Source organism: Sorangium sp. So ce887 (genome assembly GCF_051521455.1).
Classification (GTDB): Bacteria; Myxococcota_A; Polyangia; order Polyangiales; family Polyangiaceae; genus Sorangium.
The window spans coordinates 11646081-11666251 of the sequence record NZ_CP150354.1; the positions used below are offsets into that span (position 1 = coordinate 11646081).

At 71.6% G+C, this 20171-nt stretch carries 17 protein-coding genes; 13 read left to right on the forward strand and 4 right to left on the reverse strand.

What is annotated here, in order from left to right; translation table 11 throughout:
- The first annotated feature begins 162 nt into the window (after positions 1–162).
- Positions 163–651 (forward strand): hypothetical protein, encoded by a 489-nt coding sequence (locus WMF36_RS43575; protein ID WP_437576754.1) that lies wholly within the window; start codon positions 163–165, stop codon positions 649–651.
- A 243-nt stretch (positions 652–894) separates the two neighbouring features.
- Positions 895–1542, forward strand: a complete 648-nt coding sequence (locus WMF36_RS43580; RefSeq protein ID WP_437576755.1) for a hypothetical protein — start codon at positions 895–897, stop codon at positions 1540–1542.
- Positions 1543–1890: 348 nt separating this feature from the next.
- Here the strand turns inward: WMF36_RS43580 and WMF36_RS43585 are convergent, their stop codons facing one another.
- Positions 1891–4479, reverse strand: coding sequence for a PAS domain S-box protein (locus WMF36_RS43585; RefSeq protein ID WP_437576756.1), 2589 nt, complete (start codon positions 4477–4479; stop codon positions 1891–1893).
- A 274-nt stretch (positions 4480–4753) separates the two neighbouring features.
- On the opposite strand from WMF36_RS43585, the gene WMF36_RS43590 reads away from it, so the two are divergent.
- From WMF36_RS43590 to WMF36_RS43605, 4 genes are all read left to right on the forward strand, one after another.
- Positions 4754–6295, forward strand: coding sequence for an ATP-binding protein (locus WMF36_RS43590; protein ID WP_437576757.1), 1542 nt, complete (start codon positions 4754–4756; stop codon positions 6293–6295).
- Between the two features lie 301 nt (positions 6296–6596).
- Positions 6597–6767 carry a di-heme oxidoredictase family protein gene (locus tag WMF36_RS43595; protein WP_437576758.1) on the forward strand — a complete coding sequence of 57 codons (171 nt, stop codon included), beginning with the start codon at positions 6597–6599 and terminating at the stop codon, positions 6765–6767.
- 19 nt (positions 6768–6786) lie between these two features.
- Positions 6787–7416, forward strand: coding sequence for a DUF3501 family protein (locus WMF36_RS43600; RefSeq protein WP_437576759.1), 630 nt, complete (start codon positions 6787–6789; stop codon positions 7414–7416).
- Between the two features lie 11 nt (positions 7417–7427).
- Positions 7428–8030, forward strand: a complete 603-nt coding sequence (locus WMF36_RS43605; RefSeq protein ID WP_437582035.1) for a peroxiredoxin — start codon at positions 7428–7430, stop codon at positions 8028–8030.
- A 792-nt stretch (positions 8031–8822) separates the two neighbouring features.
- Here the strand turns inward: WMF36_RS43605 and WMF36_RS43610 are convergent.
- The 3 genes from WMF36_RS43610 to WMF36_RS43620 are packed head-to-tail and all read right to left on the reverse strand — an operon-like array spanning position 8823 to position 10986.
- A complete protein-coding gene (locus WMF36_RS43610; protein ID WP_437576760.1) occupies positions 8823–9566 on the reverse strand; it encodes a SirB1 family protein in 744 nt (247 codons plus the stop codon).
- Between the two features lie 46 nt (positions 9567–9612).
- Positions 9613–10422, reverse strand: a complete 810-nt coding sequence (locus tag WMF36_RS43615) for a polysaccharide deacetylase family protein (protein WP_437576761.1) — start codon at positions 10420–10422, stop codon at positions 9613–9615.
- A gap of 3 nt (positions 10423–10425) precedes the next feature.
- Positions 10426–10986, reverse strand: a complete 561-nt coding sequence (locus WMF36_RS43620) for a hypothetical protein (protein WP_437576762.1) — start codon at positions 10984–10986, stop codon at positions 10426–10428.
- Between the two features lie 210 nt (positions 10987–11196).
- Between WMF36_RS43620 and WMF36_RS43625 the strand changes: the two genes are divergently transcribed.
- The 7 genes from WMF36_RS43625 to WMF36_RS43655 all read left to right on the forward strand — a co-directional run bounded on the left by WMF36_RS43625 (position 11197) and on the right by WMF36_RS43655 (position 20166).
- A complete protein-coding gene (locus WMF36_RS43625; RefSeq protein WP_437576763.1) occupies positions 11197–12669 on the forward strand; it encodes an MBOAT family O-acyltransferase in 1473 nt (490 codons plus the stop codon).
- 151 nt (positions 12670–12820) lie between these two features.
- On the forward strand, positions 12821–13147 hold the full coding sequence (locus WMF36_RS43630; protein ID WP_437576764.1) for a hypothetical protein: 327 nt from the start codon (positions 12821–12823) through the stop codon (positions 13145–13147).
- A 131-nt stretch (positions 13148–13278) separates the two neighbouring features.
- Positions 13279–13866: a hypothetical protein gene (locus tag WMF36_RS43635; protein ID WP_437576765.1), complete on the forward strand. Its 588-nt coding sequence runs from the start codon at positions 13279–13281 to the stop codon at positions 13864–13866.
- Complete coding sequence (locus WMF36_RS43640) at positions 13863–14597, forward strand: hypothetical protein (protein ID WP_437576766.1); 735 nt, start codon at positions 13863–13865, stop codon at positions 14595–14597. Before WMF36_RS43635 ends, WMF36_RS43640 begins: the two co-directional genes overlap by 4 nt.
- 206 nt (positions 14598–14803) lie before the next feature.
- The gene (locus WMF36_RS43645) at positions 14804–15904 is read left to right on the forward strand and encodes a tryptophan 2,3-dioxygenase family protein (RefSeq protein WP_437576767.1); all 1101 of its coding nucleotides are present in this window, start codon (positions 14804–14806) and stop codon (positions 15902–15904) included.
- Positions 15901–17946: a DCC1-like thiol-disulfide oxidoreductase family protein gene (locus WMF36_RS43650; protein ID WP_437576768.1), complete on the forward strand. Its 2046-nt coding sequence runs from the start codon at positions 15901–15903 to the stop codon at positions 17944–17946. Before WMF36_RS43645 ends, WMF36_RS43650 begins: the two co-directional genes overlap by 4 nt.
- 9 nt (positions 17947–17955) lie before the next feature.
- Positions 17956–20166, forward strand: coding sequence for a hypothetical protein (locus WMF36_RS43655; protein ID WP_437576769.1), 2211 nt, complete (start codon positions 17956–17958; stop codon positions 20164–20166).
- Positions 20167–20171: the final 5 nt, after the last annotated feature.

Genomic DNA, 20171 nt, shown 5'->3' on the forward strand with positions numbered 1-20171 from the left:
CTCGCCAAGACCCATCCGGTCGGTTGATGACGAGGCGCGACACCGGCGTGAACACCGTGCGCTGAGCATCGTCAAGTTCGGCCAGATGCCGGAGTTCAATAAGTCCACGCTGAAGACGACATTCGCCGAAGATCTGGGGCAACGATCGGGGAGTGAAATCCAATGAATGGTTCAAAGCCGCTTTACCCCGCTAGCCTCAAGTCGCTGCCCGGACGGCGGCTTCGTGCGGTGGCGCGGATACTCTTCGAACACGGAGGCCGAATTGAGCCAGACGATGGGCCGCTTGAGCTCTACTTGGACGAGGCGACCGTTGTTCTCCTCGATAGCTCGGCGGATGGTGAGGGCCTTCGTGTTCGAGATGCGCCCTGGGCGGACCCCTTCATGCCGCCGATCTCCGCTGAGAATCGCCTCTACATCGAGCCGTGCGGGAAGTGGAGCAAGGTCGACCAGTCGAGCGATCCGAGGTTTGCACGCCTAATCGGTGAGGTCATCTCCTCCGTGACGATCCTGGAGAACGCGTTCGGTAGAGAATCCGGAGTCCAAGTCTCTATCGGAGAGACGTACCTCTGGTTCGTGGTCGCTGGCGATGAGTGCCACGTCCACTGGGCTCATCCGATCGGGTTTGCTCCCGGTGCCAAGTACGGGCGGTAGCGGTCTTGGAATAACAGCTGTGGCCCTTCTTTTATGTCGCGGCTTGCCAACATGATCCCCCGCATTCCCCGCCCGAATTCCCCCCGAGCTATGACGTCCGCGTCCCCACCATCCCCCAGGTCCCACGACGCGCACCGACCCACAATGCGAAGTGAACCGGCCAGCTCCAGCTCCGGCGGGTTGAAGGCGTTCCGGCTGGGTCATCGTACGCTTCGTGAAGACCGCGATCCAGATGCTCGCGGTATGCTCGCGGTCGCCCGGCGCGGCACCGTGATCGCGGACGCCGCGGGCACGGCTCGGCTCGCATCGCTCTTTGGTAACCGCGCGGTGCATCCGTCCGATGCGGCTGCGGTGGACTACGTGGAGAAAGGTTACGACGCCAATCTGGGCGTGGTGCGCATGGGGGTGCGCGACTACGACCCTACGATCAGCCTGTCTTCGAGCACTGAGAGGAGCGAAGCGATGTCGGTTGATGCCGGTTTGACGCTGAATTTGGCTGCCCAGAAGGGACTGCGGTCGATTGTCGATGCGCTGCTGGCTTCCAGGTGGCGCGCGTGCGACGATGGCTGGTGGTGCGTCCCGGCAGGCGAAGACGTCTCCGAGTGGCGCCTGGTGCAAGGGGCTGAGCGGACAGAGCTCGATGCGCTGGTTCAGGCGAAGATGCGCGCCGGCGAGGTGTTCGGCATTCGTCTCTTCTGGGATGGCGCCGACGTCGGCGGTGAGTTTCTGGTGTTCCCCAGCTGCGAGGTGGTGTTCAGCCCGACGATGGACCGGGTCAAGCTGGGGCCGCGCACGACCGACGTTTCGTGGTACCTCTCTCGAATACTGCCAGTATTTGCCGGGCGTGACGACGTCGACCTGGAGAGCTGGATCTGGCGCGAGACGGCTTGAGGCGCCTATCTATAGACCGCTCTCCGCCAAACGCCGGGCCAGGCGATCTCGCGCAACCCCGGCGATCCTGTGGGAGGCTCGGAGCGCCGCGAGCGTCGTCGTCGGGGCTGCGGGGATCTCGGACAGCCCGCTGCCCTGCTCGCCCCGCCCGCCTCGCTGAGCGCATCCGCGGCCTCTGTGCGGCGAGCTGCGCCAGGCACGCTGCCACGCCAGCTCTCCCGGCCGAGTACGCTGTTGCCCTCAGATTCGTTCCTCACCGCGATGCCGACAGTGCCACCGTTCACCGGGTCGGGCAGCGGCAGCTCTGCTGGGCGCGCCTGCTGCGTCAATCCGCCTCTATCTATCTACCTACCCGCCCTCCGGCCCCGGCCCCGGCCCCGGCGGCATGCCGCCCTCCGCCCCGGCGACGGCCCCCGCGACGGCGCGGGGCAGCTCCACCGAGAAGGTCGCGCCGCGCCCCGGCGCGCTCTCCACCCGCACGGCGCCCCCGTGCTGCTCCACGATGAGCCGCACGATCCAGAGGCCGAGGCCGAACCCGCCGTACTGCATCACCGACGCCGCGCGCTGGAACCGCTCGAAGATGCGCGCCTGGTCGCCGGTCGCGATGCCGATGCCTCGGTCCCGCACGTCGAACCGGACCCGCTCCGCGTCGGCCTCGACGCCCACGTCGATGGGGGCGCCGGCGCCGTACTTCACGGCGTTCGACAGCAGGTTCGTGACCACCTGCTCCATGCGGGCGCGATCCCAGCGCACGAGGACCTCCGGGCACCCGAGCAGCCGGATGGACGAGCCCCGGCGCGCCGCCTCCTCGAACCGCTCGATGCTCTCGCGGAGCAGCGCGACGAGGTCGAAGTCCTCGACGTGGAGCGGCAGGCCCCGCGCCGAGATCCGCGAGACGTCGAGCAGCTCGTTCACGAGATCGCTCAGCCGGAAGACGCTCCGGTGGATGGTCGAGAGCTTGGCGTCGAGCCGCGCCGTGTCCTGGGGGAAATGGCCGAGCCGGATCGCCCGGCGCAGGCTCTCCACCTGGAGGAGGAGCGCGGTGAGCGGCGTCTTGAGCTCGTGCGACGCGATGGAGAGGAACTCGTCGCGCACCTGGACCGCGTCCTGGAGGCTCCGGAGCAGCCGCTCGCGCTCCTCCTCCAGCCGGAGCTGCTCTGTCTCGTCGCGGGTGTTCATCACCGCGCCGGCGGGCGCGCCGCCCGCGCGGCGCAGCGGGGACGCGCTCGCGGAGAGGACGCGCACCAGGCCGTCCGGCCGCCGGACCTGCCAGCGGACGCTCTCCACCTTCTCGCCGTGCAGGGCGCGGTGGAGCGGCGTCTCCGCGGCGGACATCGGGGCGCCCTCCGGCGTGGACATGCCCGTCGCGCACGCCCACGCGTCGATCGTGAGCTCCGTGGCCGGCCCGAGCTGCCGCTCGGCCTCCGGGTTCATCAGGCGGACGACGCCGTGCTCGTCCACCATGACGATCCCGTCGCCGCTCTGCCCGATGATGCGCCGCAGGACGGCGTACTCGGCGCCGCGCCTGGCCTCGCTCTCCTGGAGCGCCTCCTCGGTGCGCTTGCGCTCGATCCCCTGGGCGACCATGTCGGCGACCGCCCCGAGCGCGTCGATCACCTGCTCGTGCAGGGGGCTCCGCGCGAACATCGCCATGACGCCGATGAGCCGATCCTCGACGACCAGGGGGTAGCCGGCGAAGGACACCATGCCCTCGCGCCGCGCCCAGTCCTTCTCGCTCACCTGGGGGTCGTGCAGGACGTCGTTCGTCATGTGCGGCCGGAGCTCGCTCGCGATGCGGCCGATCTTGTAGCTGCCCACGGGGATGCGGCTGTGGCGCCCGTCGAGGTGCGTGTACATCCCCGCGCTCGCGTGGAGCTCCAGCACCTGCTCGCGCTCGTCGAGCAGCCAGATGCGGGCGAACGCCGCGCCGAGGTGTCCCCGGATCGCCTCGGCTCCGCGCTGCAGGAGCTCGCGCATCGTCCCGGGGTGGGACAGCGCCGCGCCCACCTCGGCCCGGAGCGCGCTCATGAGCGCCTGGGCGGCGAGCAGCTGCTCGCTCCGCTTCCGCTCGGTGATGTCGACGAACGTGACGATGGCGCCGACGGTCTCGCCTTGCCGGCGGACGGGGCGGGACCAGCACTCGACGGGGAAGGTCGCCCCGTCCGCGCGAAAGAGCAGCTCGTCGGCGAGGTGCGTGGGCTCCCCGCTCCGGAGCGTGTGGCAGATCCGGCACTCCGACTCGGGCAGCGGCGCGCCGCTCTCGCGCGTGTGGTGGATGAGCTGGTGCATGGTGCGCCCGACGAGCTCCGCCTCGTCGCCGTACCCGAGCAGCCGCACGCAGGCCCCGTTGGCGAACGTGCACCGGCCCGCGCGATCGAGCCCGTAGATCCCCTGCTCGGTCGACTCGAGCAGCGCCTGCGCCCGCTCCTCGCTCTCGCGGAGCGCCTCCTCCGCGACCTTCGCCCGCGTCACGTTGGTGGAGAGGCCGCGGGCGACGGGCTCCCTGCCGGCGGGGGCGCCGCGGCGGGCGAGCTCGCTGCTCAGCCACACCGCGCGGCCGTCGGCGGCGATGAAGCGGTGCTCGATGCGCTCGGTCCCCCCCTCCGCGAGGACCTTGCGTACGAGGGCGAGCAGCCGCGGGCGGTCTTCCGGGTGCTGCTGTCGCCAGAAGAGCCCGTCATCGGCCGCCCAGCGCTCGGCGGCGTGCCCGAACAGCTCCTCCCTCGCCGGCGCGCGGACCACCGAGAGATCGAGCGCGTCGCCGGAGACCTCCCAGACGAGCGCGTCCAGCGCGCCGAGGAGCGCCGGCGCCCACGCGTCCTCGGCCGAGGCGCCCCGCTCGTCTTCGGCGCGCGCCGGGCTCTGCCGCCCTGAGCCCGGTTGCTCCCGAGCTGCGTTCCTCGTCTGATTCTGGACGTCGCTCGCTGGACAGCCCACGTGTCAGGCTAGCATGGGCGCCGCAGCGCGCCGGTGCGGCCGCCGCTCCCGGAGCCTGCGCAGGCCTCCCTCGGCGCACGGCAGATCCTGGCCGGGGCTCCGTCGCGGCGGGCGGGCGGAGGGCGGCGGGCGGCGAACGGCGATCGACAGCCCAGCTCACCCGGACGCACCGCGCCGGATCTCCCCGCGGCGCGCGTGCGGCGTGGATCCGCGCCTGCCGGGTGCGATCGGGGGCGACCTGGGCGAGGATGGCGCCGAGGGTCAGCGACACACCGTGCGGCTCGGGATCCGACTTCAGCTCTTGTTCGCGCTCGGCGCGCTGCTCGTGCTCGCGTTCGTGCCGCTCTTCTTCGCCGTCGCGAACCTCACGCGGGCCACGATGGGCGGCGTGCGCGCGTCGAGCGCCCGCGCGATCGGCCGCGCGATCGCCGGGCACGTCGCCGCGGCGCGGGCGAGCCGGTCCGCGCCGGAGCTCTCGCTGCTGCTCGAGGCGCAGCTCGGGCCGGACGGGGCGTCGGCGATCGGCGTCTACGACGCGGCGGGCGCGCTCGTCGACCGCGCCGGCGAGCCGGAGGTGGCGGCGGCGCTGCCGGCCTCCGTCGAGGCGGGCGCGGAGGTGCTGAGGGCGGCGCGCACCGCGCGGGGCGGCGCGATCCTGGTCATCGTCCCGGAGCAACCGCGCGAGGCGGCGCCGCGCGCGGATCCGGCGAGCGCGCCGGAGGCCGACGCCGCGCGGCCGCCGCAGGTGGGCTCCGTGGCCGTGCTGGTGCCGACCGATCCGTCGACGGTGCCCGCCGCGCCGCTCGTCCGGATCGTGGCGCTCTACACGGGGGTGGTGGCGCTGGCGCTGCTCGTGTTCGCGTACATCGCGATGACGCGCCTCGTGGTGCGGCCGGTCGACGCGCTGTCGGAGGCCGCGCGCCGCGTGGCCGGCGGGGCGCGCGACCTCGAGGTGCCGCGGGCCGGCGCGCGGGAGCTCGGGGAGCTCGGGGCGAGCCTCGCGCTCATGACGGGCCGCCTCCGCGCCGACGAGGAGTCGCTGCGGGCGAAGATCGCGGAGGTCGAGCGCTACGCGGCGGACCTGAAGAGCGCGCAGGAGCGGCTGGTCCGCTCGGAGCGGCTCGCGTCCGTGGGGCGGCTCGCCGCGGGGCTCGCGCACGAGATCGGCAACCCGATCGCGGCGATCCTCGGCTTCCAGGAGCTGCTGCTCGCCGGGGGCCTCACGCCGGACGAGGAGCGCGAGTTCGTCGAGCGGATGAAGCGCGAGACGGAGCGCATCCACAAGATCCTGCGCGACCTGCTCGACTTCGCGCGGCCGGCGGCGCGCGGCGCGGAGCAGGCCGGGGAGGAGCCCTCCGGCTCGGTGGCGGAGGCGATCGAGGACGTCGTCTCGCTTGTGGCGCCGCAGAGGGAGTTCCGCGCGGTCGAGCTCCTGCGGGACGTCGCGCCCGACGTGCCGCCCGTCCCGCTGTCGCACGGGCGGCTCGTGCAGGTGCTCCTGAACCTGCTCCTGAACGCGGCCGACGCGGTGCCGCGCGCCGGGGGGCGCGTGGTGGTGCGCGCGTCGCGGGGCGCGGGCGGGGGCGCGCGGATCGAGGTCGAGGACAACGGGCCGGGGATCGCCGAGGCGGTCCGCGAGACGCTGTTCGAGCCGTTCATCACGACCAAGGAGGTCGGCGAGGGGACGGGGCTCGGGCTCGCGGTGTGCCGCGGGCTCATCGAGGTAGCGGGCGGCTCGATCGGGGTCGAGCGGGGGACCGACGGCGGGGCGCGGTTCGTTGTGCTGCTGCCGGGGGCGGGGCCGCGCGGAGGATGACGCGGCGGGAGGGCGCTACTCCTCGACGGCGCCCGGAATCCACCACGAGGCGACCGCGAGCTCTCCGCTGAAGGGCGGCAGCACGACGCGCTCGTCGTCCTGCGCGGTCCCGTGAGCGCCGGCCTTCCGCCCACCGTCTCGAACACCTCGACCGCGCGGCCGGCAGGTCGGCCTTTTTTGAAAATGAAAGTGAATTTCATTTACATCCTGAAGGGGCCAGTGCTACTCCGGATGCCCCGTCGAGCCTCGCTCGCCGGGACATCCGGGGGTTGAGGCAGGATGACCAGGAGCTTCTTGGCGTGTGCGCTGGTGCCGACTCTGGTGCTCGCTGGGAGCGCACCGCGCCCGGAGAGCCGATGAGGCCGTCCTCTGGCACGGCCAGGGCGGCGAGGCCGAACCCTCGCGCGAGGCGCTCCGCGCGCTCCCTGCCGCCGGTCGCGCCTCCGTGCTCGTTTTCGTGGGTTCGCTCTGAGCCGGGATGAGGTGATTCGATGACCCCTCTCTTCGCCGCCGAAGATCTCCTCTCCACCGACGCCTACGGCGTCGTGCGCGCCAGGTACCGCGGCCGCATCATCGAGCTGAAGCGCCGGCGCCGCGTGACCGTTGGGCTCCACGTCTCGGTCCTGTTCGAGTCGCGCGAGACGGTCCTCTACCACATCCAGGAGATGCTCTGGCTCGAGCGCCCCGTGAGGCCCGAGCGCGTCGAGGAGGAGGTCGCGGAATACGACCGCCTCATCCCGAGGGCCGGTGAGATCACCGCCACGCTCATGATCCAGGGCGGCCCCTGGGTCGCGGGTCAGGCCCTGATCGAGGGACTCGTCGCGGGGCAAGCCGTGGTGCTGCTGATGCTCGGCGAGCGGAGGGTCGCCGCCGAGCTGCTCTCCCCCGTGCACGACCCCTCTTGCCCCGTGCAATACCTGCGGTTCCCGCTCGACCGCGACGCCGCCCGCGCGCTGCTCGAGCGGAGCGTGGATGTCCACCTGGGCGTCCACTACGCGGGCGAGGTCGAGACCGTCGCGCTCCCGCGCGAGACGGTGGACGAGCTTGCCCTGGGCCTCGGCGCGGACAGCACGCCGGCCGCCCGCGCTCCCATGCTGTCGTCTGTCGCCGATCTTCGATGAAAGGAATGGATATGACCGTGCTGGTGGGAAAAAAAGCCCCTGACTTCTCCTGCGCCGCTGTCCTGCCGGACGGCTCGATCACCGCCGCGTTCCGCTTCTCGAAGGCCATCGAGTCGAAAGTTGGTCTCCTTGTATTCTATCCCCTCGACTTCACCTTCGTCTGCCCCTCGGAGCTGATCGCGCTCGATCACCGGGTCAAGGCGTTCCGCGAGCGCAACGTCGAGGTCATCGGGGTCTCGATCGACTCTGAATACACGCACCACGCCTGGCGCGAGACCCCCGTGGAGCGCGGCGGCATCGGGCCGGTCCGCTTCACCCTGGCAGCCGACGTGAAGCACGAGATCTGCCGCGCCTACGGCGTCGAGAACGACGACGGCGTGGCTCTTCGCGCGGCGTTCCTCGTCGACCGGGACGGCGTCGTGCGCTCCGCGATCGTCAATGACCTGCCGCTCGGGCGCAACATGGACGAGCTGATCCGGCTGGTCGATGCGCTGCAGTTTCACGAGCAGCACGGCGAGGTCTGCCCGGCCGGATGGCGGAAAGGCGAGCGTGGCATGACGGCCTCGACCGCGGGTGTGGCCGCCTATCTCTCCGAGCACGCCGAGCAGCTCTGATCGGCTCGCCCGTCCACCACAGGACGTACCAGCCCCCCGGGCATGGTGCGTCGTGACGAAAAGAAGGAAACCATGACAATCAGACATTGCATCGCGCTCGCCGTCCTCTCCGTTTTCACTGGGATCTGGGGGGTTAATGCGTCGGCAGCGGAGAGCCAGAGCGCGTCGGAAAAAGCGATCCAGGGTGATGATCGTTTGAAGCCGGGCGAGGTCACACCTCTATCGTGTGACCCAAGCGCCTGTGACTGGTATTGTTATACTACGTTTCCAATGGATCAATGTTACGGGTTCTGTACTAGCAGCGGCGCTTGCTTATGCAGGAATATTGATTACGGTTACAGATGCAATTGATGTCGACGCGAGCCTAGCGCCGGTTGCGTGACGTTTGCGCGGGCCGCATGTGCGCGCATCGCGCTTCGAGACGCCAAGCTGTCCTAACCTAGAGCACCAATCATGTTGAAGTCCGGAGAATTTTCACAGGGAGGCGGGGAGGCGGGGAGGAAGAGAAAAAAGAATCTCTCCCTCTCGCCGTCTCTCGCTCCCCGCCTCCTCGCCTCCCTGTGAAATTCCTGCTTTTTTTCGGAGTTTCAACCCGTTTGTCGCTCTAGTACAGCGTTCCCCATGTTCGTCCCTGGATCTACGTCGCGTCAGCCCAGGCGCTCGCGGTAGCTCGTGCCAGGCGCCGCGCGCCTCGGCTCGACCGCGGGGTCGGGTCTGTACATGCCCCTGCGCACGGAGCTCCACGCGCCCAGGAGCACCTGCTGCTCCCCGTCCTCCCGCCCCGTCGCCCCGTCAGTTCAACCCGCGACCCAGCGTCGGCCACGGCCGCTCGCCGCCGAGCTGATCGAGCTCCTTGCGCAGCTCCTCGGTCGGCGCGAGCACCTGTATCCGCTCGAGCACGCCGCGCAGCCGCGCCGCGTCCGAGCGGCTCGAGTAGATCGAGCGCAGGTTGTTCAGCAAGCGCACGAGGATCTGCCGCTTCTGCGCCGGCACCAGCAGCCGCGGGTCCGGTTCGCTCTTGGCGCCGGTGGTGCGGGTGTGCAGCGCGCGCAGGTCGTCCCGGCCGAGCAGGCGGCCCTCGAACGGATCGATGAGCAGCATGCCGCCGCGGACCGGCGTCCTCACCAGGAAGTGACCCGGGAACGAGACGCCCTGCGCGTCCAGGCCCGCCCGCCAGCACACCTCGAGGAGCACGACGGCCAGCGTGATGGGGATGCCCGTCCGGCGATCCAGGACCTCGTGCAGGTAGCTGTTCTTCGGGTCGTAGTAGTCCCCCGCGTTCCCGTGGAACCCGAGCTCGCCGTAGAACCAGCGGAGCAGCTGCTCGCTCGGGCCGCTGCCAGGCGTCGCCTCGGCGGCGCGCAGGGGGCGCTCGAGCGCGCGGCGCGCCTCGCCGCCGAGCTGGTCGAGCACGCCGAGGTAGCGAGGGATGTCGAGCCCCGGGTACGCGGCGTCGTCGATGAGGAGCGCCGCCTCGGCGAGGTCGAGCTCGTCCTCCGGTCTGGCGACGATATGCGCAAAAAGCGTCAGACTCACCGGCGCAGCCATCGGACGGAGCGTAGCGCCACCTGAGCGAAATGGTCTAGGGCGGCGCGTCGTCCCGGGCGCGTTCGTCGAGCCAGGCGTCGACGCGGACCCCGACCAGGTTGCGCTGGCTCATCGCCGCGAGGATGCGCGGGAGCGCCGCGACCCCCGCGGGCGCGTGGTCGTCGCGCTCGGCCGCATCGTGGAGCAGCACGATGGCCCCGTCGCGGAGCCCCGGGATGACCCGGGCCGCGACCCCCTCGGGGGTCGCCCCGGCGAGCCCGTCGAACCCCCGCGCCGACCAGCCGATTATGTCGAGGTCGAGCGCGTCGATCACGCGGGCCATGCGCGGGCTCGTGTGGCCGACCGGCGGCCTGAACAGCGCGGGGCGGGCGCCGGTGATCCGCTCGATGACGTCGAGGCCCCGCCGGAGATCGCGCTCGACGTAGCGGGCCGAGCGCAGCGAGAAGAGCCGGTCGTGCGCGTGGCTGTGCAGCGCGACGGCGTGGCCCCGCGCCGCGATCTCGCGGACGAGCTCCGGGTGGGCCTCGGCCTTGCGGCCGATGACGAAGAACGTCGCCTTCACGCCCGCCTGGTCCAGGAGCGCGAGGACCCGCGGCGTGTGCTCCGGGCTCGGCCCGTCGTCGAACGTCAGCGCGACGCCCCGCGCGCCGGGCGGGCCGCGCTTCACCACGTCGACGAACATGCCGAGCCCGAGGAAGAAGACCCCGCACAGGACGAGCGCCAGGTACCCGACGGCCGCCGCGCAGGCGATCGCGATGGGCACCGGCGCGACGAGCAGCGACCGCGCGACGAGCGCGAGCGCGCCGAGCGATGCCGCATAGAGGAGCGCCCGCGCGAGAGGCACAGGCTACTTCTTCGAGCGCTTCTTCTCGGGCTCGACGTCGACGTCGTCGTCGAGGTCGTCGGCCGCGGCGGACGCCGCGATGCGCTTGTTGTTGCCCCCCGCCGCCGCCTTCGCCTCCGGCGTCGCGCCCGGCTTCTCGTCGTCCGAGGGGTTGTTGTCGGCCTCGTAGAAGCCGCCGAGCAGCGCGGCGATCGCGGCGAGCGACGTGATCGCGAGGCCGCCGAACGTGCCGGCGCTCCCCGCGGCCTCGCCGAGCGACAGGTTCGCGCCCCCGAGCTCGCCGAGCGGCACCGGCACCGGAAAGGTCAGCCACCGGCGCGCGGCGTACATCAGGCCGGCGCCGAGCAGCGCCCCGACGAAGGCCTTCATCCCCGCCTCGATCTTCGCGTCCTTGGCCCAGATGGGCTTGCCCGCGACGAGCCCCACCAGGACCCCGGCGAGCGCCGCGGCCACGTAGGCGACGATCGCGATGGGCGTCGCGAAGCCGAGCTTGGCCAGCCCGAACCCCAGCAAGCCCCCCACGATGAGCCCCTTCACAACCCCGAGGATCAGGCGACCCAGCATCAGCTCCATCCTTGGCACGACGCGGGGCGCCGTTCAACATCGCGCCGCGCCGCAAGCTCAACATCGCGCCGCGCCGCAAGCTCAACCTCGCGGCGCGCGCCGTGGTAGACGGCGCCCCACCGCCCGGGTAGCCCGCCCTCCTGACAACGCGCTCGGCCCTGCCGCGCGCCGCGCCCCCTGGCCCCAGCCTGACCCGGGATCCGACCGGCCGTGCTCTTCAACACCCTCCGCTACGCCGAGTTTTTCGCCGCCGTCTTCGTTGGATCGTGGGCGCTCGTGCGGTTCGCCGGCATCCGGGCGCGCCTCGTGTTCCTGCTCCTCGTGAGCTACGGCTTCTACGCGGCCTGGGACTGGCGCTACCTGCCGCTCATCTTCGCCTCGTCCACCGTCGATTTCCTGCTCGCCCGCGCGATCGCCCGCGAGCCGAGGCCCCGGGCGCGGCGCGCGATGCTCATCGCCACCGTGGCGCTGAACCTCGGGTTCCTGGGGTTCTTCAAGTACTGGAACTTCGCGATCGAGAACGTCGAGGCGCTGCGCGCGCTGCTCACGGGCGAGCCGGCGAGCGTCGGTCACGCGTTCCGGGTGCTCCTGCCGCCGGTGGGCATCTCGTTCTTCACGTTCGAGTCGATGAGCTACGTCATCGACGTGTACCGGGGCGAGCTCCCTCCCCACAAGAGCTACCTCCGCTACCTGCTCTTCGTCGCCTTCTTCCCGCACCTCGTCGCCGGCCCCATCGTGCGCCCGCGCGATCTGCTCCCGCAGTTCGAGCGCGCCCCGAGCCTCACCCGCGAGGAGAGCGGCGAGGGGCTGTTCCTCGTCGCGATCGGCCTCGTGAAGAAGGTCGTCCTCTCGGACCAGCTCGCGCTCAACCTCGTCGACCGCGTCTTCGAGCGCCCGGAGAACTACTCGGCCCTGGAGGTCCTCGCGGGCGTCTACGGCTACGCCGCGCAGATCTACTGCGATTTCTCGGGCTACACCGACATCGCGATCGGCTCGGCGCTGCTGCTCGGGGTGCGGTTCCCGAAGAACTTCGACGCGCCGTACAAGGCCCGGAACCTCGCCGATTTCTGGCGCCGCTGGCACATCTCGCTCTCCACGTGGCTCCGCGACTACCTGTACATCCCGCTCGGCGGCAGCCGCGGCTCGGAGCTCGCGACGTACCGCAACCTGATGATCACGATGCTGCTCGGCGGCCTCTGGCACGGGGCGTCGTGGAGCTTCGTCTTCTGGGGCTTCCTCCACGGCCTGGGCCTCGCCGTGACGCGCGCCTTCCAGCGCGCCGTGAACCGCCGCCGCCCGGGCGGCGAGGGCGCGCGCGAGGGGTCGACGGCGTCGAGCGCGCGCTCGTTCCCGGTCCACGTGCTGTGCGTGCTGCTGACGTTCCACTACGTCTGCTTCGCGTGGATCTTCTTCCGCGTGCCGACCTTCTCGCAGGCCGTGCTTATCCTGCGGCAGATCGGCACGCTGACGACCTTCCACCCGAACCTGCCGCCCGTGCTTGTCGCGCTCCTCGGGGTCGCGCTCCTGTCCCACTACGTGCCGGAGCGCCTCTACGAGCGCGCCCGCGGCGCCTTCATCGCGGCGCCGGCGCCGCTCCAGGGCGCGCTGCTGTTCCTTGTCGCGGTCGGGCTCCACGAGGCGGCGAGCGCGGCCGCCGTGCCGTTCGTGTACTTCCAGTTCTGATCCGGGCGCCGGGGCAGGCGGGAGGGCTCGACCACGGAGGAACCACGGAGGATGCAGCGCGCGCCGGGGGCTCCAGCGCCGGGCTCGCTCGGCGCTTCGCCGTGGTTCATTTCTGGGGATTTCAGTCGGATCGGTGGATTACGCTCACGGCGTGCGCCCCTCTTCCGTCGCCTCCCTTGTCCCCTTCGCCGCCCTCCTGGCCGGCGCGCTCTCGCCGGCGTGCAGCGTGGCCAACGTGCCGTCGAACGCGATGCCGATGGTCCGGGCGCGCGCCACGTCCGACCTCGACTGCGCCGACAAGGACGTCCGTGTCGAGGAGCAGATCGGCGGCCAGTTCAAGGCCGTCGGCTGCGGCCGCAAGGCGTACTACCGGGCCGCGTGCGAGGCGCTCCGCTGCGTGGTGAGCGGCGAGGGCGAGGCGGCCGTCCCCTGGAGAGACCGCCCGGAGCCCAGGGACATCGACCGGGACCGGCGGTAAGCCGCGCCGGCCGATCCCGTGTTTTCCTGGGCTTTTTTGGGGCACGTGGGCCCGGGTTCCGGTAGCCTCCCGCGTCTCGACCATCCGCCCAGGGGTTCGGCCATGGCCTTCATCACCACCGAGAGCTGCACGTGACGGACAGGGCGCCGGCCGACGCCGACAGTCCAGAGCCGGCCGACGCCGACCGGCCTGCGCCGGCCGATGCCGACGGGCGCGAGCCGGTCGCCGCCGACCGGTCTGCGCCGGCCGAGCCGGAGCCGGGCTCCCCGCCGGGCGGGTCCGCCGACGCCGAGCCGCGGCGCCGGACGAAGAAGCGCGCGAGGCAGCGCGGCGCCGCGGCGTCGCCGCCGGGCAGCGCCGCGCCGGCGCTCCCGCGCGATCCCGAGCTCGTGCGTCTCGAGCAGGCGTTCGAGCGCGGCGACTACGCGCTCGTCCGGGCCGGCGCGAAGCGGCTCCTCCTGAGCGGGGCAGAGCCCGACGACCTCCGCGGCGTGCCTTCGGCGAAGAGGCATTCTTCCCGGCCTCCCGGCGAGAGCCAGGCCCAGCGCGACGACGCCGAGGACGCCGAGGGCGAGCGCGTCCACGTCCGCCGGGCAGCGCGGGCGCTGCTGCGCCGGATCGACCCCGATCCGCTCGCCGTCGCCCTGCTCCTCGCGGCCATCGCGCTGCTCGCGTTCCTGTCGCTCTGGTACTGGTCCCACAGCCACGTGTCCCCGTGACGACCCCGCCCGTGACGACCGGCAGCGCGGTGAGCCCCGAGATCGATCGCCCCTCCGTCCGCCCCCGCCCGCGGCGGCTCGCCGCGCTCGCCCTCGCGCTGATCGGCTGCGGGAGCGCCGCCGACCCGGCGCGGCCCGCGGCGTGGAACGCGGCGCCCGACGGGCAGAAGGGCGCCGCGTCGGGCACGCCGGCCGAGCGCTACTTCCCGCTCGTCGACGGGCATATCTACCACTACGCGACCCTGAGCGAGGGCGGCGAGCAGGGCCTCCTCGTCGCGCGCGTGCACCGCGCCGACGGGCGCCGCGGCGAGCTCCGGTTCCCCTCGGGGGCGAAGCGCTTCGAGTTCACCCCCGAGGGCGTGATCCGCAGCGACACGGGCGTCTTCGTGCTCAAGGAGCCGATCGCGCCCGGTACGACGTGGACCGGCGAGCACGGCGGCCGCGCCCGGATCGCCGCGGTCGACGCGGCGATCGAGGTGCCCGCAGGCCGGTTCACGGGGTGCGTGCAGACCGTCGAGGAGCGCCTCGGCGACAGGCCGGCGCGCTTCGTGTCGACGTACTGCCCGGACATCGGCGTGGTGGCGATCGAGGCCGCGAGCGGCGCGAGCTACGAGAGGGCCGAGCTCAGGAGCTACGCGCCGCCCTTCGACATGGGCCCCGACGGCCTGCGGCGCGCGCCGGCCGAGCCGCCGCCCGCCGAGCCGCCGACCGGCCCCGCGGGCGCGCCGTGAGCGCGACGGGCATGGACCGCGCCGGTGGAAGGCGCGCGGTGCCCGTGAAACGGCCCTCCGGACCGGGCGCGCTTTCCGTGCGCGCGGCGCCGGCGCACTTCCGTTTCCGGGGGGGCGGGAAGTAGACTCCCGGCGCCGCTCGTGGAGCCGGCGCAGGATGCGCCGCGCGAGCTCCCCCGGCGGCAAGTCCCGCGATCGCCACCGACATGAACTACTGGGAATATATCCACGTCGAGGAGCTGCTCGCCCTCCAGGGTGGATTCGACGACGACGAGCAGAAGGTCGGCAACGACGAGGCCCTGTTCATCGTCGTCCACCAGATCTACGAGCTCTGGTTCAAGCTCATCCTCCGGGAGCTCACCTCGGCGCGCGAGCTCTTCGGCCAGAACCCCGTGCCCGATCAGAAGCTCGCCTCCGCGGCGCGCTCGTTCCGGCGGGTCGTCACCATCTTCGAGCAGGCGGTCCAGCACTTCCGGGTGATGGAGACGCTAACCACGCGTGACTACCTGGATTTCCGGGATCGCCTCATCCCGGCGAGCGGCTTCCAGTCGGCGCAGCTGCGCGAGATCGAGGTCCTGCTGGGGCTCGACGACGCGGTCCGGATCCCGCTCGGCCGGGAGGGGAGCTACAAGGAGGCGCTCAAGACCGCGGACGGCTCGTCGTCGTCGGCGACGCGCCGGCTGGAGGCGCGGCTCGCGAGCGGGCCGAGCCTCAAGCACTACCTGTACGAGTGGCTGTCGCGGACGCCGATCGACGGATCGAGCGACCCGGATGCGGTCGTGTGCTTCCTGCGCAACTACATGCGCTCGATGCGCAAGGAGAACGAGCGCCGGGTCCAGATCGCGATCGACAAGGCGCTCACCCCGGCGGACGTCGAGCGGCTCCGCGCGCGGTACGAGGCCGAGAACGCGAACGCCGAGGCGTTCCTGCTCGCCGAGGACGACCCGGGCGCCGACGCGGCCACCTGCGAGAAGCGCCGGGCCGTCCGCGCGGCGATCGTCTTCATCGAGAGCTACCGCGAGCTGCCCCGGCTCGCGTGGCCGCGCGAGGTGCTCGACCGCGTCCTGGAGATGGAGCAGGCCATGCTCATCTGGCGGCAGCGCCACGCGCGGATGGTCGAGCGGGTGATCGGCCGGCGCACCGGCACGGGCGGCTCCGCGGGCGTCGACTACCTCGACCAGACCGCGCTGCGCTACCGCGTCTTCGGCGATCTCTGGACAGTGCGCTCCTTGCTACTTCGCCAGCCGAGCGTCCCCGAGCTCGAGCACGCATCGGATTACGGATTCCGGGTCGAGGACTCTCCGTGAAATCACTTCGCGATCACTTCTTGCGCATCGACGCTCGTTCGCTCGGGCTGTTTCGCATCACCTTCGGGCTGGTCCTCATCGCCGATCTCTTCGCGCGGTGGCGGTGGGTGCGGGACTTCTACTCGAACGAGGGCGTCCTCCCGAACCACAACCACCTCTTCAACCTCCGCGGAAAGCAGCAGGTCTTCAGCCTGCTCCACGCCTTCTCGACGGTGGGAGAGGCCCACTTCGCCTTCGCGCTCGCGCTCGTCGTCTACGCGCTGTTCCTGCTGGGCTACCGGACGCGCGTCTTCCACGTCCTCGCGCTCGTCACGCTCACGAGCCTGACGTCGAGGAACATCCTGCTCGAGAACGCCGGCAACTACGCGGCGATCGCGCTCCTCGCGTTCACCGCCTTCCTGCCCTGCGGGAACCGCTTCTCGCTCGACAGCCTCCGCGCCTCGCTGGCGCTCCGGGACGAGCAGCGCGACACGGAGCTGAACGACCGGTCGAGGGTCTCGGACGCCGAGATCGCGGCCGAGCGCCTGCCGGGATGGTCGCCGACGTCGCTCGCCGCGCTGGCGGTGATGCTGCAGCTCGCGCTCATCTACCTCTGTACGGCGCTCCAGCAGCGCGGCGAGGCGTGGCGCGACGGGACGGCGTTCTACTATGCGCTCCACGCCGAGCGCCTGGCGAGCGACGCGGGCATCTGGCTCCGCGACGCCCTGCCGCTCGGCACGCTGCGCGGGCTCACGTTCGGCACGTGGGCCATGCAGCTCGCGATCCCGGCGCTCCTCTTCGTCCCCGCGCTCTTCCGCTGGACGCGCGGGGTCGCCGCCGCGCTGATGCTTGTGCACGGGCTGATCCTCGGGATCTTCTTCGATCTCGGGATGTTCGGCTGGGCGCTCGCCGCCGCTGCGCCGCTCGTCCTGCCGGGCGAGCTCTCGGACGTCTACGAGCGCTCCTGGAACGAGCGGCGGGCGCGCACGATCGTGTACGACGCCGACTGCGGCCTTTGCCTCATGCTGTGCCGCCTGATCAAGCGGCTCGATCTGCGCGGGCACGTGGCCTTCCAGGGCAACGTCGCGCTCGACGAGCTCTATGTCCGCAACCAGACGGGCGCCACGGAGCTCGTGCCGATGCCGAAGGAGGTCACGGCGGAGCTCGTCGAGCAGACGGTGCTCGCGATCGATCGGAACGGGCGCGTGTACACGAAGGGCGCGGCGGTGACCGAGGGGCTCCTGGCGTTGCCGTTCGGCTGGCTCGCCTGGCCGCTCAAGCTGCCGGGCATCTCGCACCTCCTGGACCTGCTCTACGACGTGGTCGCGAAGCGCCGGCACCACATCAGCGTGCTCCTCGGCAAGCAGGCGTGCGGGATCCCGCTGTTCGACGAGAGCCACGCGGACGGCGACGATGAGGGCGCCGCTCCGGGCACGCCTGCGCCGGCGGTGCGGGTGGCGCGCCTCGTGCTGGGGTCGTTGCGCGAGGTGGCGGTGCTCGTGGTGCTCGCCGCGATGCTGGCGCAGACGGCGAAGGAGAACCCGTTGCCCGGCGCGGCCGCCGTCCCGCAGGGGAGGGTGCTCGCCGGCGTGGCGTCGTGGCCGCGCATGATGGCGCGGTGGGACGTGATGGCGCCCGAGCCGCCGCGGAGCAACGCGCTGCTGGTGATCGACGGCCAGACGCGCGCGTTCAAGCCGATCGATCCGCTGACCGGGGAGGAGCCGCGGCTGCAGCCCGCCGGGCACCCGGGGGCGCGGCTCGGCCAGCTCTGGTCCGATTACCTCGATCGCGTCCGGCGGCCGGAGTATTCCGATTTCCAGCGCGCCTTCCGCGACTACCTCGCGAAGGGCGGGCCCCTCGCGGCCGACGGGGCGCGCGAGATGGCGCTGTCGGGCTACGATGCGTACTGGGTCTCGGCGCCGACGCCCGCGCCCGGCGCGCCCGCGCCAGCCACCTTCGAGCGGGAGAAGCTGTTCTCGCACTCGCGGGGAGGCACGGGGAAGCTCGGCGAGCGCATGCCGCCGCTCGCGCCGGGCCTCGTCCGACCGAACAAGTCGAACTGAGGCGCTCGCATGCGTGGGCCTGACGAGGACCCGAGCGCCGCGGATCGCGGCGCGCCGGAGGAGAGCGCGCAGCCCGGCGAGGGTGCGCCTGAGGAGAGCGCGGCCGAGGAGAGCGCGTCGGCCGGCGAGGGCGCGCCTGAGGAGAGCGCGGCCGAGGAGAGCGCGTCGGCCGGCGAGGGTGCGCCGGAGGAGAGCGCGCCGCCCAGGCCGCCCGCCGGAGCCCCGAGGCCGCCGGCCGAGGGTCGCCTCCGGCGCGTGGGGCGCTGGATCAAGGAGCACTACTGCACCATCGATGTCCGCACGCTCGGCCTGTTCAGGCTGGTGCTCGGCTTCCTCCTGGCGAGCGACTGCGTGCGCCACTGGGCCGAGGCGAGCTGGATCTACAGCAACGACGGGGTGCTCACCAACCACTACCACCTCTTCCACCCGAGCAGCGGATTCAACTTCAGCCTGTATCACGCGTTCTCGTCGATCGAAGAGGTCCACGTCGCGTTCGCGCTCTCGCTCTTCTGCTTCCTCTGCTTCTTCGTCGGCTGGCACACGCGGCTGTTCTCGATCCTCTCCTTTCTCCTCGTGACGAGCAGGGACAACCGGATTGTCCTGATCGAGAACGGCGGCTATGTCGTCGTGAACCTCATCGTCTGCTGGGCGATGTTCATGCCGACCGGCAGGCGCTTCTCGGTCGACGCGCTGATCCGCTCGTTCCGCGAGAGGCAGGAGCGAACGGCCGCGGACCTCGCGGACAGGAGCCGCCCCGCGTGGGCCGAGCGCCCGTACGTCTCGGGGATCGTGCTCCTCGCGCTCCTCAACCTGGCGACCATCTATTATTTCAACGTCGTCAACAAGTCGGGCCAGATCTGGCGTCGCGGCGAGACGGTGCATTACGTGCTGCACCTCGACCGCATGGTGACGGGGCTCGCGGTCGCCGCGCGGGAGTACATCCCTCTCTGGGGGAAGCGGGGGCTCACCTGGGGAGTCCTGGTGGTCGAGGCGCTGCTCGTGACCTGGATCCTCTCGCCCTACGGCCGCCGCTTCACGCGCGCGCTGGCGATGCTGGCGATGTGGGGCCTGCACGGCTCGTTCGGGGTGATGATGCGCCTCGGCCCCTTCTCGTGGTTCATGATCGGCTGGTCGTTCCTGCTGCCGACGTCGCAGCACTGGGACGCTCTGGAGCGGTGGTATCGCCGCCGCGCGGCGCAGAGGGTCGTCGTCTATGACGGCAGCTCGCCGCTCGCCTTCGCGTTCATGCGGCTCCTTGTCCGGCTCGACGGCCTCGAGCTGCTCCGGTTCGAGGAGGCGCGCGCTGCGGTCGCGGCGGAGGCGGAGGCGGCCGGGGGAGGGGAGCCCCGGCCGGAGCTCTTCGAGGTGCGTGATGCGAGCGACGTCGCGCACGCCCGGGTGTTCCGGGGCGCCGCGGCGCTGCGCGAGATCCTGCAGGCGCTCCCCGGAGGCCGCTTTGCGCGCCCGCTGGTCTGGGCGCTCTGCCTCGGCGCGCCCGGCGCGCTGCTCGCGGTCGCATCGCGGCGGCGCGACGCGATCGCGAGGTTCTTCGGCCTGACGCGGCCGCCGCGCGCGAGGGCGGCGGCGATGGAGGGCCCGTCGCCCCTCTCGGAGAAGCTCGCGCGCGGCCGGGTGATCGCGCGGGAGGCGCTGGTCGCGTACCTCGGGCTCTGCGCCGTGAGCCAGGCCATCAACGAGAACAAGAGCGTACCGGCCTTTCTCAAGCATCCCCAGCCGAAGATCGTGCAGGCGACGATCGTCTATCCGCGCCTCCTCCAGGGGTGGGGGATGTTCGCTCCGAATCCGATCACGGAAGACGGGTCGATCAGCGTCGACGCGATCACCGTCGATGGTCGGCACGTGGATCCGTTCACGGGGCTCACGCCCGATCTCGATCTCTCCGACGCGCGGGGGCTCGGGCTCGGGCAGATCCAGCAGGACTATTTCAACCGGATCCGGCTCGACCGGAACAAGGCGTTCCGCAAGCCCGGGCTCCAGGACTACCTGCTCAGGTATCATGAGCGCACCGGGCGGCCGGAGGACGAGATCGTCGCGTTCGATGTCTACTGGGTGCGGGATCAGTGCCCGAAGCCGGGGGAGAGCGCGGCGTACAAGAACGAGACGATCCCTATCCTGTCGTACCGGAAGCCGGGGTATCGGCCGCTTCCAGGGCTGCCGCGGCTGCCGCCGGCGCGCAAGGAAGAGAGCGCGGGGAATTGAACCCT

What these genes read in the sequence shown, in the direction of transcription:
- WMF36_RS43575 (WP_437576754.1), top strand. Translation starts at nt 163, where the DNA reads ATGAATGGTTCAAAGCCGCTTTACCCCGCTAGCCTCAAGTCGCTGCCC.
- WMF36_RS43580 (WP_437576755.1), top strand. Translation starts at nt 895, where the DNA reads ATGCTCGCGGTCGCCCGGCGCGGCACCGTGATCGCGGACGCCGCGGGC.
- WMF36_RS43600 (WP_437576759.1), top strand. Translation starts at nt 6,787, where the DNA reads ATGACCCCTCTCTTCGCCGCCGAAGATCTCCTCTCCACCGACGCCTAC.
- WMF36_RS43605 (WP_437582035.1), top strand. Translation starts at nt 7,428, where the DNA reads ATGACCGTGCTGGTGGGAAAAAAAGCCCCTGACTTCTCCTGCGCCGCT.
- WMF36_RS43620 (WP_437576762.1), bottom strand. Translation starts at nt 10,986, where the DNA reads ATGCTGGGTCGCCTGATCCTCGGGGTTGTGAAGGGGCTCATCGTGGGG.
- WMF36_RS43645 (WP_437576767.1), top strand. Translation starts at nt 14,804, where the DNA reads ATGAACTACTGGGAATATATCCACGTCGAGGAGCTGCTCGCCCTCCAG.
- WMF36_RS43655 (WP_437576769.1), top strand. Translation starts at nt 17,956, where the DNA reads ATGCGTGGGCCTGACGAGGACCCGAGCGCCGCGGATCGCGGCGCGCCG.